The sequence below is a fragment of the Streptomyces sp. NPDC018833 genome (genome assembly GCF_044390825.1).
Taxonomy (GTDB): Bacteria; Actinomycetota; Actinomycetes; order Streptomycetales; family Streptomycetaceae; genus Streptomyces.
In genome coordinates, this window is the sequence record NZ_JBIRZM010000006.1 from 21,015 (window position 1) to 36,319 (window position 15,305).

The 15,305-nt window shown below is 70.3% G+C and carries 13 protein-coding genes; 3 read left to right on the plus strand and 10 right to left on the minus strand.

Annotation, left to right across the window (positions count from 1 at the left end):
- Positions 1 to 2: 2 nt before the first annotated feature.
- From zwf to pgl, 3 genes are read left to right on the plus strand one after another with little or no spacing between them, the layout of a single operon-like run.
- Positions 3 to 1,526, plus strand: a complete 1,524-nt coding sequence (gene zwf, locus ACH5AF_RS14295; RefSeq protein ID WP_398902274.1) for a glucose-6-phosphate dehydrogenase — start codon at positions 3 to 5, stop codon at positions 1,524 to 1,526.
- Complete coding sequence (gene opcA, locus ACH5AF_RS14300) at positions 1,523 to 2,566, plus strand: glucose-6-phosphate dehydrogenase assembly protein OpcA (RefSeq protein WP_398901948.1); 1,044 nt, start codon at positions 1,523 to 1,525, stop codon at positions 2,564 to 2,566. Before zwf ends, opcA begins: the two co-directional genes overlap by 4 nt.
- Positions 2,563 to 3,345 carry a 6-phosphogluconolactonase gene (gene pgl, locus ACH5AF_RS14305; RefSeq protein WP_398901950.1) on the plus strand — a complete coding sequence of 261 codons (783 nt, stop codon included), beginning with the start codon at positions 2,563 to 2,565 and terminating at the stop codon, positions 3,343 to 3,345. Before opcA ends, pgl begins: the two co-directional genes overlap by 4 nt.
- A 98-nt stretch (positions 3,346 to 3,443) precedes the next feature.
- Here the strand turns inward: pgl and ACH5AF_RS14310 are convergent, their stop codons facing one another.
- The 10 genes from ACH5AF_RS14310 to ACH5AF_RS14355 form a co-directional block, all read right to left on the minus strand.
- Positions 3,444 to 3,854 carry a DUF3052 domain-containing protein gene (locus ACH5AF_RS14310; protein ID WP_398901951.1) on the minus strand — a complete coding sequence of 137 codons (411 nt, stop codon included), beginning with the start codon at positions 3,852 to 3,854 and terminating at the stop codon, positions 3,444 to 3,446.
- Between the two features lie 18 nt (positions 3,855 to 3,872).
- A complete protein-coding gene (locus tag ACH5AF_RS14315; protein WP_398901953.1) occupies positions 3,873 to 5,336 on the minus strand; it encodes a PH domain-containing protein in 1,464 nt (487 codons plus the stop codon).
- A gap of 386 nt (positions 5,337 to 5,722) precedes the next feature.
- Positions 5,723 to 6,223 carry a PH domain-containing protein gene (locus ACH5AF_RS14320; RefSeq protein ID WP_398901954.1) on the minus strand — a complete coding sequence of 167 codons (501 nt, stop codon included), beginning with the start codon at positions 6,221 to 6,223 and terminating at the stop codon, positions 5,723 to 5,725.
- 4 nt (positions 6,224 to 6,227) lie between these two features.
- Positions 6,228 to 7,889, minus strand: coding sequence for a glucose-6-phosphate isomerase (gene pgi / locus ACH5AF_RS14325; protein ID WP_398901956.1), 1,662 nt, complete (start codon positions 7,887 to 7,889; stop codon positions 6,228 to 6,230).
- A 171-nt stretch (positions 7,890 to 8,060) separates the two neighbouring features.
- Positions 8,061 to 8,396, minus strand: coding sequence for an RNA polymerase-binding protein RbpA (locus ACH5AF_RS14330; protein WP_398901958.1), 336 nt, complete (start codon positions 8,394 to 8,396; stop codon positions 8,061 to 8,063).
- 135 nt (positions 8,397 to 8,531) lie between these two features.
- Positions 8,532 to 8,762: a preprotein translocase subunit SecG gene (gene secG, locus ACH5AF_RS14335; RefSeq protein ID WP_215181569.1), complete on the minus strand. Its 231-nt coding sequence runs from the start codon at positions 8,760 to 8,762 to the stop codon at positions 8,532 to 8,534.
- A 148-nt stretch (positions 8,763 to 8,910) separates the two neighbouring features.
- The gene (gene tpiA, locus ACH5AF_RS14340; RefSeq protein ID WP_398901959.1) at positions 8,911 to 9,687 is read right to left on the minus strand and encodes a triose-phosphate isomerase; all 777 of its coding nucleotides are present in this window, start codon (positions 9,685 to 9,687) and stop codon (positions 8,911 to 8,913) included.
- 7 nt (positions 9,688 to 9,694) lie between these two features.
- The gene (locus ACH5AF_RS14345) at positions 9,695 to 10,906 is read right to left on the minus strand and encodes a phosphoglycerate kinase (protein ID WP_398901960.1); all 1,212 of its coding nucleotides are present in this window, start codon (positions 10,904 to 10,906) and stop codon (positions 9,695 to 9,697) included.
- A gap of 125 nt (positions 10,907 to 11,031) precedes the next feature.
- Complete coding sequence (gap, locus tag ACH5AF_RS14350; RefSeq protein ID WP_398901961.1) at positions 11,032 to 12,036, minus strand: type I glyceraldehyde-3-phosphate dehydrogenase; 1,005 nt, start codon at positions 12,034 to 12,036, stop codon at positions 11,032 to 11,034.
- A gap of 219 nt (positions 12,037 to 12,255) precedes the next feature.
- Complete coding sequence (locus tag ACH5AF_RS14355; RefSeq protein ID WP_398901962.1) at positions 12,256 to 15,201, minus strand: M14 family zinc carboxypeptidase; 2,946 nt, start codon at positions 15,199 to 15,201, stop codon at positions 12,256 to 12,258.
- Between the last annotated feature and the right edge of the window lie 104 nt (positions 15,202 to 15,305).

A 15,305-nucleotide genomic window follows, 5' to 3' on the forward strand; every position in this document is an offset into this window, starting at 1 on the left:
GTATTGGCGGAGCCAACCCGCTCCGTGATGCTGCGGACCGACGGCTCCCGCGTATCGCGGGGCCGTCGGGCCTGGTCATCTTCGGCGTCACCGGGGACCTGTCCCGCAAGAAGCTGATGCCCGCCGTCTACGATCTCGCCAACCGGGGGCTTCTGCCGCCGGGGTTCTCGCTCGTCGGATACGCCCGCCGCGAGTGGCAGGACGAGGACTTCGCGCGGGAGGTCCACGACGCGGTCAAGCAGCACGCGCGCACGCCGTTCCGCGAGGAGGTCTGGCAGCAGCTGAGCCAGGGCATGCGCTTCGTACAGGGCACCTTCGACGACGACGACGCCTTCGAGCAGCTGAAGGCGACCATCGAGGACCTGGACAAGGTGCAGGGAACGGGTGGCAACTTCGCGTTCTACCTGTCCGTGCCGCCGAAGTTCTTCCCCAAGGTCGTGCAGCAGCTGAAGAAGCACGGTCTGGCGGACCAGACGGAAGGCTCCTGGCGCCGCGCGGTCATCGAGAAGCCGTTCGGTCACGACCTGGTCTCCGCCAAGGAGCTCAACCAGGTCGTCCATGAGGTCTTCCCGCCCAACGAGGTCTTCCGCATCGACCACTACCTGGGCAAGGAGACCGTCCAGAACATCCTGGCGCTGCGCTTCGCCAACACCCTCTTCGAACCCATCTGGAACCGGTCCTTCGTGGACCATGTGCAGATCACGATGGCCGAGGACATCGGCATCGGCGGCCGGGCCGGCTACTACGACGGCATCGGCGCCGCCCGGGACGTCATCCAGAACCACCTCCTCCAACTGCTGGCGCTGACCGCCATGGAGGAGCCCGCCTCCTTCGACGCCGACGCGCTGGCGGCCGAGAAGACGAAGGTGCTGGGCGCGGTGAAGCTGCCGAAGGACCTGGGCCTCAGCACGGTCCGCGCACAGTACGCGGCGGGCTGGCAGGGTGGCGAGAAGGCTGTCGGCTACCTCCAGGAAGACGGCATCGACGCGGCCTCCAAGACCGACACCTATGCCGCGATCAAGCTGGAGATCGACAACCGCCGCTGGGCGGGCGTCCCCTTCTACCTGCGCACCGGCAAGCGCCTCGGCCGCCGGGTCACCGAGATCGCGGTCGTCTTCCAGCGCGCCCCGCACTCCCCGTTCGACTCCACGGCAACAGAGGAACTGGGGCAGAACGCCCTGGTCATCCGGGTCCAGCCGGACGAGGGCGTCACCATGCGCTTCGGCTCCAAGGTGCCCGGCACCTCCATGGAGGTACGGGACGTGTCGATGGACTTCGCCTACGGCGAGTCGTTCACGGAGTCCAGTCCGGAGGCGTACGAGCGGCTGATCCTCGACGTCCTGCTCGGCGACTCCAACCTCTTCCCGCGCGTGGAGGAGGTCGAGCTGTCCTGGAGGATCCTCGACCCGATCGAGCAGTTCTGGGACATCAACGGCAAGCCCGCGCAGTACCCCGCCGGTACCTGGGGGCCCACCGAGGCGGACGAGATGCTCGCACGAGACGGACGGAGCTGGCGCCGGCCATGAAGATCGACCTTACGGACACCACGGCCAGCAAGATCAACAAGGCGCTGGTGCAGGGTCGTCGTGCGATCGGCACCCCGGCCGTCGGCATGGTACTCACCCTCGTCATCGTCACCGACGAGGAGAACGCCTACGACGCGCTCAAGGCCGCCAACGAGGCCTCGCGCGAGCACCCTTCGCGCACCCTCGTCGTCGTCAAGCGTGTCTCGCGCTCCCCGCGCGACCGCGCCAAGGCGCGTCTCGACGCCGAGGTCCGCGTGGGCGCCGACGCGGGCACCGGCGAGACGGTGATCCTCCGGCTGTACGGAGAGATCATCGAGCACGCCCAGTCCGTGGTGCTCCCGCTGCTCCTGCCCGACGCCCCCGTCGTCGTCTGGTGGCCGGTGAACGCACCGACCGACCCGGCGGCCGACCCGCTGGGCGTGCTGGCGCAGCGCCGCGTGACCGACACGTACGCGGCCGAGCAGCCGGTGCGGGAACTCGCCGCCCGCGCCGAGGCGTACAGCCCCGGCGACACGGACCTGTCCTGGACCCGGATCACGCCGTGGCGCTCGATGCTCGCGGCCGCACTGGACCAGGTCACGTGCAAGGTCACCTCGGTCGAGGTGGAGGGCGAGGAGTTCAACCCGAGCTGCGAGCTGCTGGCCATGTGGCTCGCGGACCGGCTGGACGTCCCGGTGAAGCGGTCGGCGTCCGCGGGCCCGGGACTCACCTCGGTGCGGATGGAGTCCACGTGCGGACCGATCGTGCTGGACCGGCCGGACGGGTCGCTCGCGACCCTGTCCATCCAGGGCCAGCCCGACCGCGCGGTGGCGCTCAAGCGGCGTGAGACGGCCGAGCTGATCGCGGAGGAACTGCGGCGGCTCGACCCCGACGACACCTACGCCTCGGCGCTGCGGTACGGGGTCGACCGGCTGAGCGACACGGCGGTGGCGGTGGGCGAGCCGGCTGACCAGGCGGCCGGCGCCGTGCAGGCGTCGGCGGAGAAGAAGGCTGTGGCCGCGAAGAAGGCCGCTCCGGCGAAGAAGGCGGCGACGAAGTGAGCGCTGCGCAGGTGGTCGTGCACCGCGACAAGGAGCTGATGGCGCAGGCCGCGGCGGCCCGGCTGATCACGAGGATCGTGGACGCCCAGGCCGCCCGCGGTTCGGCCTCGGTGGTCCTCACCGGCGGCCGCAACGGCAACGGCCTGCTGGCGGCGTTGAGTTCGGCCCCGGCGCGGGATGCGATCGACTGGTCGCGGCTCGACCTGTGGTGGGGCGACGAGCGCTTCCTGCCGGACGGCGACCCCGAGCGAAATGTCACGCAGGCCCGTGCGGCCCTGCTGGACACCGTGCCGGTGGACTCGGCGCGGGTGCATGTCATGCCGGCGTCGGACGGTCCGTACGGCTCGGACGTGGACGCCGCGGCTGCGGCCTACGCGGCCGAGCTGGCCGCAGCGGCCGGCCCGGAGGACCACGGCCCGGTGCCGACATTCGACGTGCTGTTGCTGGGGGTGGGCCCCGACACGCATGTGGCGTCGCTCTTCCCGGAGCTGCCCGCCGTCCGCGAGACCGAGCGCACCGTCGTCGGCGTCCACGGGGCGCCGAAGCCTCCACCGACGCGTGTCTCGCTCACGCTGCCCGCGATCAGGGCGGCGCGCGAGGTGTGGCTGCTCGCGGCGGGCGAGGACAAGGCGAAGGCGGTCCAGATCGCGTTGTCCGGCGCGGGCGAGGTCCAGGCGCCGGCGGCGGGGGCGTACGGCAGGGCCCGCACGCTGTGGCTGCTGGATTCGGCGGCGGCGTCGCAGCTGCCGCGGGCGCTGTACCCGCCGGCGTCGGCGTAGGTGTTGGGGGGCGGTTCGCCCTCCTCGCCCTTACCCGGGGCTGCGCCCGGACCCCGGTAACGCCAAATGAGATGCCTTCTCGAGGCGGGGAGCGGAAGTCAATCCGCCCGGTTCTCCGCGCGGCGGACGAACTTCAGGGCAGACCAGTCCTCCCCCAGCGCCGCCACCTTCACATCCACCACGCCCAGTGGCAGGAACACCTCCCGCAGCACGTTCTCGGTGATGTCGCTGTCGTGCCCAGCGGCCTTGCGCGGCCATACGACCCAGAGCATCGCCCGGTCCGCCAGCCGCTCGACGAGGCCCGGCGCCTCGCGGGCCAGTTCGCGGCGGGTCCGGTGGAAGGTCAGCGTCACATCGGCGGTGCGCGAGGCCCGTTCGGTGAGGCTGGCTCCCTCGGGGAGCCCGGGGACCTCCCAGTCGTCGGGGCGGTGACGCAGCACCACACGGTCGCCCGCCCTGATGCCGATCTTCCCGGCCAGAGGCGTACCCGCGTACCCGGCTGCGCTCATGGCGCGATTGTCGCGCCGTCAGCCGCCCGTACGCATCCCGTCGTCGCGGATCAGGAACGGCTCCAGCAGGCCCGGCACGGCTTCCGCCGCGAAGGTCAACCCCTGCGACTCCCCCGCGTCGGGAACGTCGTACGCGCCCGCGCCCGCCGCTGTCGTCGCCGTCACCGTGATCAGGCCCGCCCGGCGCTGGAAGACGGACTGCCGCACCGTCCAGCCGATCACCCCGGACCTCTGCAGCGCCACGGTGCTGCGCCGTACGGTGCCCGAGCGGCTCAGCAGGTAGGCGCCCGTGATGCCGTGGCCCAGGCTCCGGTACGCGTCGAGTCCGAGCGCGACCGCCACCGGGACCACGACCACCGCGCAGCCGAGCGCGGTCCACAGCAGCACCGGCGTGAGCCACCACCCCAGCAGAGCGAGCAGCAGGGCAGGGAGCAGCGCCGCCGTCAGCGCCCAGCGCAGGCGCCTGCCACGGGCGGTCGGCGGGTGCGGGGTCAGCAGCGAAGCCGCGGTCGGGGCAGCGGTTTCACGCAGCACGCGCGCCGCGACATCGTCGGCCAGGGCGCGCGGCACCGCCGGGAGAAGGGTCTTGCGGTCGGCGTGCTCGTCCTCGCCGTCCTTGACGAGTCCCGTGGCCACCGCATCCAGCCGTGCCGCGCCGACCAGCCGTACTCCCAGCGGCTCGACGAGGTCGATTCCGCGCAGGCGCCGTTCCTCGATCGATGTCGAGCGGGCGGTGAGCAAGCCGCGCCGCACCCGCAGGGTGCCGCCCGGTTCCCGCTCCAGGCGGTAGTTCCACCACATCTCGATCCACAGGCCGAGCGCGCCCACGACGCCCGTGGCCATCGCCGCCCCTGCCAGCACGACGATCATCCATATCAGCGGGGTGTCCCTGAAGCGGCCCCATATCCAGTCGATGACCTCGGCCCGGGCGCCGAACCACTCGCTGACCTGCATCACGGCGCCGACGGCCGCGCCGCCGAGCAGAGGGGCGACGAAGGACACCGGCGCGTAGCGGATCCAGGCGGGGGCGAGGGCGGCCAGGACGCCGTCCGTGGCCTCCCCCGGACCGGCGGACGGCGCCGTACGGGCCAGCAATTGCGTGCGCAGCCGCTCGGCCTCCGCCTTGGAGACGGCATCGAGTTCGAGCGTCGACTCGCCACCGGCGGTCTGCTCACCGGTGCCTATCCGCACCTGGACGAGGCCGAGGACCCGCAGCAGAACGTTGGCCGTCAGGTCGACGCTGCGGATACGCTCGCGGGCCAGGGAGCGCCGCTTGACGAGCAGCAGTCCGGTGCGGAGTTCGGCGCGTTCGGGTCCGATGCGGTAGCGGGTGCGGCGCCAGCGGACGTAGTCGGCGCCGGTGGCGGCGGCGACGAACAGGACGGCGCCGGCCAGCACCCAGCCGAGGGCCTGCCACAGGGGCATGCCGCGGAGCAGGCCGAACAGCGTGGGCAGTCCGGCTCCTCCGGCGACGCCCGCCATGACGACGGCGTTGACCAGGACCGTACGCCCGTCCAGCCGACGCCACTCGTGGTCATGGCCCGGAAGCGCCTGGGCCTTTTCCCCCGGGCCACCGGTTCCGCCCTGGCGGCCGGGACCGCCTGGACCACCAGGACCGTCCGGTACGCCAGTTCCTCCGGGACCGGCATGACCACCGGGTTCACCGGGACCACCAGAGCCGCCGGGCCCGCGCTGGCCGCCGTCTCCAGGGCCGCCACAGCCGCCAGCAACTTCGGGTCCGCCAGCACCGCTGGGGCCGCCGGGGCCGCCGGGGCCGCCGGCGCAGTCCGGTATGCCAGGGTCCGCGGCGGCCGGACCCGGCGGGACACCGTCCGAGCCGCCCGAGCCCGCCGACCCGTCGGCCTCGCTCATGTCGCGTCCCCCGGCGTCGCCTGCGTGATCCGGGTCAGCCGCTCGGCGAGCTCCGCCGCGAGCTCGTGGTCGAGCCCCTCGATCCTGATCGCCCCCTTGGACGAGGCGGTCGTGACGGTCACCGTGGCGAGCCGGAACGCCTGCTCCAGCGGGCCCCGCACGGTGTCCACGGTCTGGATGCGCGACATCGGGGCGATCCGCCACTCCTGCCACAGCGCGCCGGTGCGGACGTACACCGCTTCGTCGGTGACCTCCCAGCGGTGGACCCGGTACCACCAGGCGGGGAAGAACGCGGCGCCGGCGAGGCCGATGACGGCCACCGCGGCGGCCGGGCCCCACAACCAAGCGCGTGCGGGCTCGATGAGCGTGCCGAGCACGGCCAGTACGGCCACGGGAACGGCTGTCGTCAGCAGGCACTGAGTGCGCCACCAGCCGACGGCGCGTTCGTTCAGCCGGTTCTGCGGCGGCCGCAGCCGCACCGCGTTCTCCCCCCGCATCGGCTCAGCGGCCGCGCAGCGCGCGGTACTGGGCCGCCAGCGTGGCGGTCGAGCTGTCGAGCTGCTCGCCGCCGGTGCCCTGGGTCAGCACGGGCTCGATCTTCTTGGCGAGCACCTTGCCGAGCTCGACACCCCATTGGTCGAAGGAGTCGATGTTCCAGATCGCGCCCTGGACGAAGACCTTGTGCTCGTACAGCGCGATCAGCTGGCCCAGCACGGACGGGGTGAGTTCGTCGGCGAGGACCGTGGTGGTGGGGTGGTTCCCGCGGAAGGTCTTGTGCGGCACGAGCTCCTCCGCGACGCCTTCCGCCCGCACCTCATCGGGCGTCTTGCCGAAGGCCAGGGCCTGCGTCTGCGCGAAGAAGTTGGCCATGAGCAGGTCGTGCTGGGCGACGAGGCCGGGCAGCAGGTCGTCGACCGGCCGGCCGAAGCCGATGAAGTCCGCCGGGATCACCTTCGTGCCCTGGTGGATCAACTGGTAGTAGGCGTGCTGGCCGTTGGTGCCGGGCGTGCCCCAGACGACGGGGCCGGTCTGCCAGTCGACGGGGTTGCCGTCGCGGTCCACGGACTTGCCGTTGGACTCCATGTCCAGCTGCTGGAGGTACGCGGTGAACTTGGACAGATAGTGGGAGTACGGCAGGACCGCGTGCGACTGGGCGTCGAAGAACGCCCCGTACCAGACGCCCAACAGACCGAGCAGCAAAGGTGCGTTGGCCTCGGGAGCCGCGGTGCGGAAGTGCTCGTCGACGAGGCGGAAGCCGGCCAGCATCTCCCGGAAACGGTCCGGGCCGATGGCGATCATCAGCGAGAGGCCGATGGCGGAGTCGTACGAGTACCGCCCGCCGACCCAGTCCCAGAACTCGAACATGTTCGCCGTGTCGATACCGAAGTCGGCGACCTTCTCGGCGTTCGTCGACAGGGCGACGAAGTGCTTGGCGACGGCCTCCTGGTCCGCGCGGAGCCCGGTGAGCAGCCAGTTGCGCGCGGAGGTGGCATTGGTGATCGTTTCGATCGTGGTGAAGGTCTTGGAGGCGATGATGAACAGCGTCTCGGCCGGATCGAGGTCGCGTACGGCCTCGTGCAGATCGGCGCCGTCGACATTGGAGACGAAACGGAACGTCAGGTCGCGCGCCGTGTAGGAGCGGAGCGCCTCGTACGCCATCGCGGGGCCGAGGTCGGAGCCCCCGATGCCGATGTTGACCACGTTCCTGATGCGCTTGCCGGTGTGGCCGATCCACTCGCCGGAGCGGATCCGGTCCGAGAAGGCGGCCATCTTGTCGAGCACGGCGTGCACGGCGGGGACCACGTTCTCGCCGTCGACCTCGATGACGGCGTCGCGCGGGGCGCGCAGCGCGGTGTGCAGGACCGCCCGGTCCTCGGTGGTGTTGATCTTCTCGCCGCGGAACATGGCGTCGCGCAGGGCGTACACACCGGTGGCCTCGGCCAGCTCACGCAGCAGCGCGAGCGTCTCGTCGGTGACGAGGTGCTTGGAGTAGTCGATGTACAGATCGCCGACCCGCAGCGTGTATCCGCTGCCGCGCCCGGCGTCGGCGGCGAACAGCTCCCGCAGGTGGGTGTCGCCCAACTGCTCGCGATGCTTGCCGAGAGCGACCCATGGCGACATCTGGTGGAGCCTCGTAGGACGTTCTGCGTTCATCTCGGACATCAGCCCACTTCTTCTCGTACCTGCCTGCATGCCCCGCTGCGTCTCCAACCTAATTGATCAGGCGGATGGATGACGTGCCAGCGGGCCGCGGGACGGCGAGAAGCAGCCGGGCGATCCCGGAACGACGAAGTCCGGCCGGCACCCCATCAGGTGTCCGGCCGGACTCAACGCCTAGATCTCGCCCCGCAGTTTGGCGAGCGCCTCCGCGAGGATCGCCTCGCCGTCCGCGTCACTGCGCCGCTCGCGCACATACGCCAGGTGCGTCTTGTACGGCTCGATGCGGGGCGGGTCCGGCGGATTGTCCCGGTCCTGGCCGGCCGGGAACCCGCAGCGCGGGCAGTCCCAGGTGTCGGGGACCTGTGCGTCACTGGCGAAGCTCGGCTGCGTCTCGTGCCCGTTGGAGCACCAGAAGGAGATGCGGAGGCGCGGTGCTGACTCGCCCCGCTCTGCCTCACCCATCGGCCCCGCTCCGACCCGGCTTCCCCGGATCGCGTTGCCACTTGCCACGGTCGTAACTCCCTGCGTGATGGTGCTGCACAGCGTCTCACAGCGGCTGCGCCGCGAGTGCCCCAGTCTACGTAAGGCCCAACGCTCGTCCAGTGATTGGAGTTACACCCCAGGTCGGGACGGGAAGGAGGTGGGTCAGCTGTCGAGCTTCACCAGCAGACCAAGTACGACAATGCACGCGAACCACAGCAGACCGATCACGACGGTGATGCGGTCGAGGTTGCGCTCGGCGACCGACGAGCCACCGACGGACGACTGCATGCCGCCACCGAACATGTCGGAGAGGCCGCCGCCCTTCCCCTTGTGCATCAGCACCAGCAGCATCAGCAGCAGGCTGAAGACGATCAGGGCGATCGAGAACCCCATAACCACGGCTGGACCAACTTCCTCGGACTGATCAGAACTGATACCGACATGTACTGCGGGGGCCGGGCTCACCACGCGGCGGAGCCGCGTATTGGTGCTGTGAGCCTCGGCCCCCGCAAGGGTACGCCGGATCCGCGCTAGCGCATACTCACTGGTCGCGGAAGCGGACGATCTTGACGAACTCGTCCGCGTCCAGTGCCGCGCCGCCGACCAGGGCGCCGTCGACGTCGGGCTGAGCCATGATCGCGGCGACGTTCCCGGCCTTCACCGAGCCGCCGTACTGGATGCGGACCTTATCGGCCAGCTCCTGGCTGTACAGCTCCGCGAGACGGCCGCGGATCGCCCCGCAGACCTCCTGCGCGTCCTCGGGCGTGGCGACCTCACCGGTGCCGATGGCCCACACCGGCTCGTAGGCGATCACGATGGACTCGGCCTGCTCGGCCGGGACGTCCTTGAGACCGCCGTCGAGCTGGGCGAGCGTGTATTCGACCTGTTTGCCGGCCTTGCGGATCTCCAGGCCCTCGCCGACGCACAGGATCGGGGTCAGGCCGTGCCGGTAGGCGGCCTTCACCTTGGCGTTGCAGACCTCGTCGGTCTCGGCGTGGTACTGACGGCGCTCGGAGTGGCCCACGGCGACGTAGGTGCACTTCAGCTTGGCCAGCATCGGGCCCGAGATCTCGCCGGTGTAGGCGCCGGAGTCGTGCGCCGAGAGGTCCTGGGCGCCGTACTTGATCTTGAGCTTGTCGCCGTCGACCAGGGTCTGCACGGACCGCAGGTCGGTGAAGGGCGGCAGGACGGCGACCTCGACCGCGTCGTAGTCCTTGTCGCCCAGGGCGAAGGCGAGCTTCTGGACGTGGGCGATGGCCTCGAGGTGGTTGAGGTTCATCTTCCAGTTGCCCGCCATCAGCGGGGTGCGGGTGTTCATATGGGGGTCAGTCCTCCAGTGCGGCGAGGCCGGGAAGCGTCTTGCCCTCGAGGTATTCGAGGCTCGCGCCGCCGCCGGTCGAAATATGGCCGAATGCGTTCTCGTCGAAGCCGAGCGTGCGGACGGCGGCGGCCGAGTCGCCGCCGCCGACGACGGTGAAAGCGGAGCTGTCGACGAGCGCCTGGGCGATCGAGCGGGTACCGCCGGCGTAGTCGGGGTGCTCGAAGACGCCGACGGGGCCGTTCCAGAAGACGGTCTCGGCGTCGGCGATCTTGGAGGCGTACAGCTCGCGGGTCTTGGGGCCGATGTCCAGGCCCTCCTTGTCGGAGGGGATCTTGTCGGCGTCGACCGTGATGACGTCGGCGGGAGCCTTGGTCTTCAGGTCGGGGAACTCGCCCGAGGCCAGGATGTCGACCGGAAGCACCAGCTCGACGCCGTTCTTCTCGGCGCGCTCCATGTACTCGGTCACGATCGGGATCTGATCCTCCTGGAGGAGGGAGATGCCGACCTCGTAGCCCTTGGCCTTGAGGAAGGTGTACGCCATGCCGCCGCCGATCAGGAGGCGGTCGGCCTTGGCCAGCAGCTGGTCGATGACGGCGAGCTTGTCGGAGACCTTGGCACCGCCGAGGACGACGACGTACGGCCGCTTGACGTCCTCGGTGAGCTTCTTCAGCACGCCGACCTCGGTGGCGATGAGATAACCGGCGGCGTGCGGCAGCCGGGCCGGGAGGTCGAAGACGGAGGCGTGCTTGCGGTGCACGGCGCCGAAGCCGTCGCCGACGTAGACGTCCGCGAGGGCCGCGAGCCGGTCCGCGAAGGCGCCGCGCTCGGCATCGTCCTTGGCGGTCTCACCGGCGTTGAAGCGGAGGTTCTCCAGAACGGCGACCTGGCCGTCGGCCAGACCCGCGACGACGGCCTGCGCGGATTCGCCGACCGTGTCGGTCGCGAAGGCGACGTCGGCGCCCAGCAGCTGCCCGAGCCGCTCGGCGGCGGGCGCGAGGGAGAAGGCGGGGTCCGGGCTGCCCTTGGGGCGGCCCAGGTGGGAGGCGACGACGACCCGCGCGCCGGCCTCGGCCAGTTTCGCGATCGTCGGCTGGACGGCGCGGATGCGGCCGTCGTCGGTGATGGTGGTGCCGTCGAGCGGCACATTGAGGTCGGCGCGGACAAATACCCGCTTGCCCGCGACCCCGTCGGCCAGCAGCTGGTCGATGGTCTTCATGGTGATTTACGGCTCCTCGGGGGACTGCACGCGCGACAGGGCTCGAACGGCGCCACATTGCGCTGCCCGAGCCCTGTCGCTCACATCGTGGTGCTCTCGTTGCAGTTCGGATCAGAAGGTACGGATCAGAGCTGGTTGCCGACGAAGACCGTGAGGTCGACGAGGCGGTTGGAGTAGCCCCACTCGTTGTCGTACCAGCCGACGACCTTGACCTGCGTGCCCTGGACCATGGTCAGGGAGGAGTCGAAGGTGCAGGAGGCCGGCCAGTTCACGATGTCCGAGGAGACGATCGGGTCCTCGGTGTACTCCAGGATGCCCTGCAGCTGGCCTTCGGCGGCCTTCTGGAAGGCGGTGTTGATCTCGTCCTTGGTGACCTCGCGGTCCAGCTCCAGGACGAGGTCGGTGACGGAGCCGGTGGGGACCGGGACGCGCATGGCGATGCCGTCCAGCTTGCCCTTGAGCTGCGGGAGGACCAGAGCGGTGGCCTTGGCGGCACCGGTCGAGGTCGGGATGATGTTCTCCGCGGCGGCACGGGCGCGGCGCAGGTCCTTGTGCGGGAAGTCCAGGATGCGCTGGTCGTTCGTGTACGCGTGGACCGTCGTCATCATGCCCTTGACGATGCCGAAGCTCTCGTCCAGGACCTTGGCCATCGGCGCCACGCAGTTGGTGGTGCAGGAGGCGTTGGAGACGACGTGGTGGTTGGCCGCGTCGTACTTGTCCTGGTTGACGCCCATCACGATGGTGATGTCCTCGTCGGTGGCCGGAGCCGAGATCAGGACCTTCTTGGCACCGCCGGCGATGTGCTTCTCGGCGTCGGCCTTCTTGGTGAAGATGCCGGTCGACTCGATGACGATGTCGACGCCCAGCTCACCCCACGGGATGTCGGCGGGGTTGCGCTCGGAGAGCACCTTGATGGTGTGGCCGTCGACGGTGATGGTGTCGGCGGTGTGGGTCACGTCGGCCTTGAGACGGCCGAGGATGGTGTCGTACTTCAGCAGGTGGGCCGTGGTCGCAGTGTCACCCAGGTCGTTGACAGCCACGATCTCGATGTCTGCACCCTGCTCCAGCAGCGCGCGGAAGTAGTTACGACCGATGCGGCCAAAGCCGTTGATGCCTACGCGGATCGTCACGAACCGATCTCCTCGTTGGTACGCCGGTTTCGACGCCGGCGAGCTGTATGGGATGTCCCCGACCGCCTACGACCCTACCCCTCCGACGTGCTCGTGGTGACATCGAGAGGGGCACGTCTGCGACAAGGTGGCCCGTACCCGCCAGTAGGAGTACGGACCGCCTCGTTCTGTCCGGATACCGGGCTGCTCATCGGCCCGGTACGGGCCCTTTCGTGCCGGTCAGCGCCGCAGGGCGGCGAGCGCCCTGCCGATGATCCGCGCCCGGTCGGTGGCGGCGGGCACGTGCTCGAGACCGAAACCGATCAGCACGCTGTCACGCGTGGTGACCGCCGACGCGGAGGGGTACAGGTCCTCGCTGCGTACCCAGTTCCCCCGCAGGGCGGGGCTGCCCTGCGGCGGCCCCGTGACGGTCCAGGGGCCGAGCGAGGTCTCGAAGCCCTCGGCGCCCTGCGACCCCCCGGCCGTCACCAGACGGGTGTCGTCGACGAAGATGCCGCGGCCGCCGTCGCCCGGGTCGGTGATGGAGGAGACGGCTACCTCGATCCGCTTGCCGGCGTAGGCACTGAGGTCGAAGGAGGCGGCGCGCCAGCCGTCGGACGCCCCGGTGAAGGAGTTCCAGGCGCCGGTCGTGCCACTGGCCGTGCACCCGTCGGGACCGACGGTGAGGTAGTGCTTCAGGAAGGGGTGCATGGCGACGTAGAAACCGCCGTCGCACTGGGTGGGGACGCGGGTGGAGGTGGCCCCGTTGGCGTCTGGCAGGGTCGTCCAGTCGTCCTGGCCGACGGTGTGGACCTCCAGGACCGCGTTGTCGTAGCCGGGCTCGGTGTTGAAGCTCAGCTGCAGATTCAGCGCAGGCGCGTCGGCCGCGCTCGTACCGCTCAGGTCGATGGTGCGCGAGAGCCGCATCCAGGAGGCGTTGCGGTGGCCCGCCGCCGCGTACCAGTCGCCCTCGTACGGCGAGAAGGGCATCCGCACCCCGGGGTAGTCGCCCGCCGGCGCGCTGCGGAACTGCGGGAAGTCGTCGGGTGGCAGGGTGTCGGACGTGATGGTGTACGCACCGGCCGCGTCCAGCGCGTTGCCGGGCGCCGCGGCGAGGGATCCCGAGGCGCCGGCGAGGCGCCCGGTGCCGAGGAAGGCGCCGGCTCCGGCGAGAGAGGCGCGGCCCGACGCGCCGAGGTAGTACTGGGCGAAGTCGTCGCTCAGGGCCCGGCCGAGGTCCGCGTCGCCGCCTGCGCGCTCACCGGTGGTGACGAGCTTCCCGCCCTCGTTGAGATAGGCGCGAACCGCCTGCGTGGTGGCCCAGGACGGCGCTTTCGCGCCGGTGTACCAGAGAACGGTGTCGAAGTGGCCGAGCACCGCGAGCGGGTGCGGGACGCCCTGGGTCGCGACGTCCCAGACTGCGCTGCGCCGCTTGTTGTCGGCGAGTGCCCCGGTGTATGCGGCGGTGTGCTGGGCGGGTCCGCTGCCGCCCTCCTCCGCGACCACCAGCGTGGAGGCCCGGGGCCGTTCGGCGATCCGGTAGGTGAAGTGCTCGCTGGAGGTGCTCTCTCCGCTTGCCGTACGGCCGGTGAACCAGACCTCGACGCTGTCGCCGACGTCGCCGTCCTGCACGAGCGCGCGGTACTCGTCGAAGCGGATGTTGTCGTGGCCTCCGAAGGTCTCGCCGCCCTTCCAGGGGCGCAGCGCCTGATCGTGCGTGGTACCGCCGTTGACGCGGTACTTGAGCTCCTTGTCCCGCAGCGACTTGCGGGCGACGACGGACACCTCCTGGTCGCCGCCGCGGGCGTAGGAGGTCGTGAAGGTGTCGGGGGTGAAGTCCGCGGCGTCGAGGCCGATCGAGGAGGACGGCCGGTCGGGGTGGGCCGCGGCCTCGGCGACGGAGAGCGCGAAGGGAATGTTCTTCGCGAACTCCTGCTGGATCAGCTTCTCGTCGTCGGGGAAGGTGAAGACGGAGGCGCAGTCGGCCGCGTTCCAGGGGTCGTCGGGGTCGATGCGGGACGCGGTGGCGCAGGTCGACATCTCGGGGGTGTACATCATCATCCCGTTGACGTTGGCCGCGTGGCCGTCGGACTCGCCGTTGGTGGTGTACAGCTCGGAGGAGACCTGGGGGCGGTAGCCCGGGACGGCCGGTTTCTCGGGCGTGCCGGCCAACGACCTGTACAGGACGTCGTCGGGCGTGGGGGTGGCGACCTGCCAGCCGACCCCGTAAAGGATCAGCTCGGCCGCCGAGTGGTAGTTGATGCCGAACTCGAAGCCGATGCGCTTCTGGAAGGAGTCCAGTGCGCGGGTCTCGGGTTCGGAGGCGGGGCCGGTGCCACGGTAGGTCTCGTCGAACGGGTCGGGGGAGGAACCTTCGTTGTCGTAGCCCCACTTGTAGGCGAAGTTGCGGTTGAGGTCGACGCCGTCGCCGGGGGCGATCTTCCCGTCGCCGTTGTTGTCGCGCATGTTCTTGCGCCACTGGCGCTCGGCGGTCCCGGTGAAGGTGTAGTCGTAGCCGTCCGGGTTGGCGGAGAGCACGAACCACAGCTCGGTGGAGTCCACGATCTTCGTGATCCGGGGGTCCTTGCCGTAGTTCGTGAGGTAGTGGTGCATCAGGCGCCGGGTCATCTCGGGCGTGATCCACTCCCGGGCGTGCTGGTTGGACAGGTAGAGGGTGGCCGGCTTGCTGCCGTCCCGGACGCTGTCCGCGTTCTTGGAGATCTTGAGGGCGAGGATGTCCTTGCCCTTGACGGTCTTGCCGATGCTGACGGGCTTGGTGAGCGTGGGGTGGGCGGCGGCGGTCGCCAGGATCTCGCTCATGAGACCGCCCTCGCCGCTGTACGGGCGATAGACGCCGTCACCCGCGGCGGCGACGCGGCGCTCGGCCGCGGGCGGGACGGTGTGCTCGGTGACGCCGACGCCCTGGCCGCGCAGTTCGTCCGCCTGACGCTCGGTGAGGTACAGCTCGACCGTGGCGGTGCCCTTCTCCGGCACCTGCTCGGTGAGCTCGTGGCCGTCGGCGCCCGCCGCCAGGATCAGCGGCACCTGGGCCCTGGTGACTTCCGCATGCCATACCGACAGTTCGTCACTGTCGTCTCCACCCGGTTCGGCCTGCGCGATCGGCGCCGCCAGTCCCGCGACGAGCAGTGAAGCCGCTGCGAGGATCGTTCTCGCCCTGCGTCTCATACGCCCCCCTTTTTGCTGTGGTCTGCCCGGTGAATGGACACGCGCAAGGCTCATGACTCTCCATGATCATGTCAATAGGGCATCGGATGGGCCGGCGGCCCTCC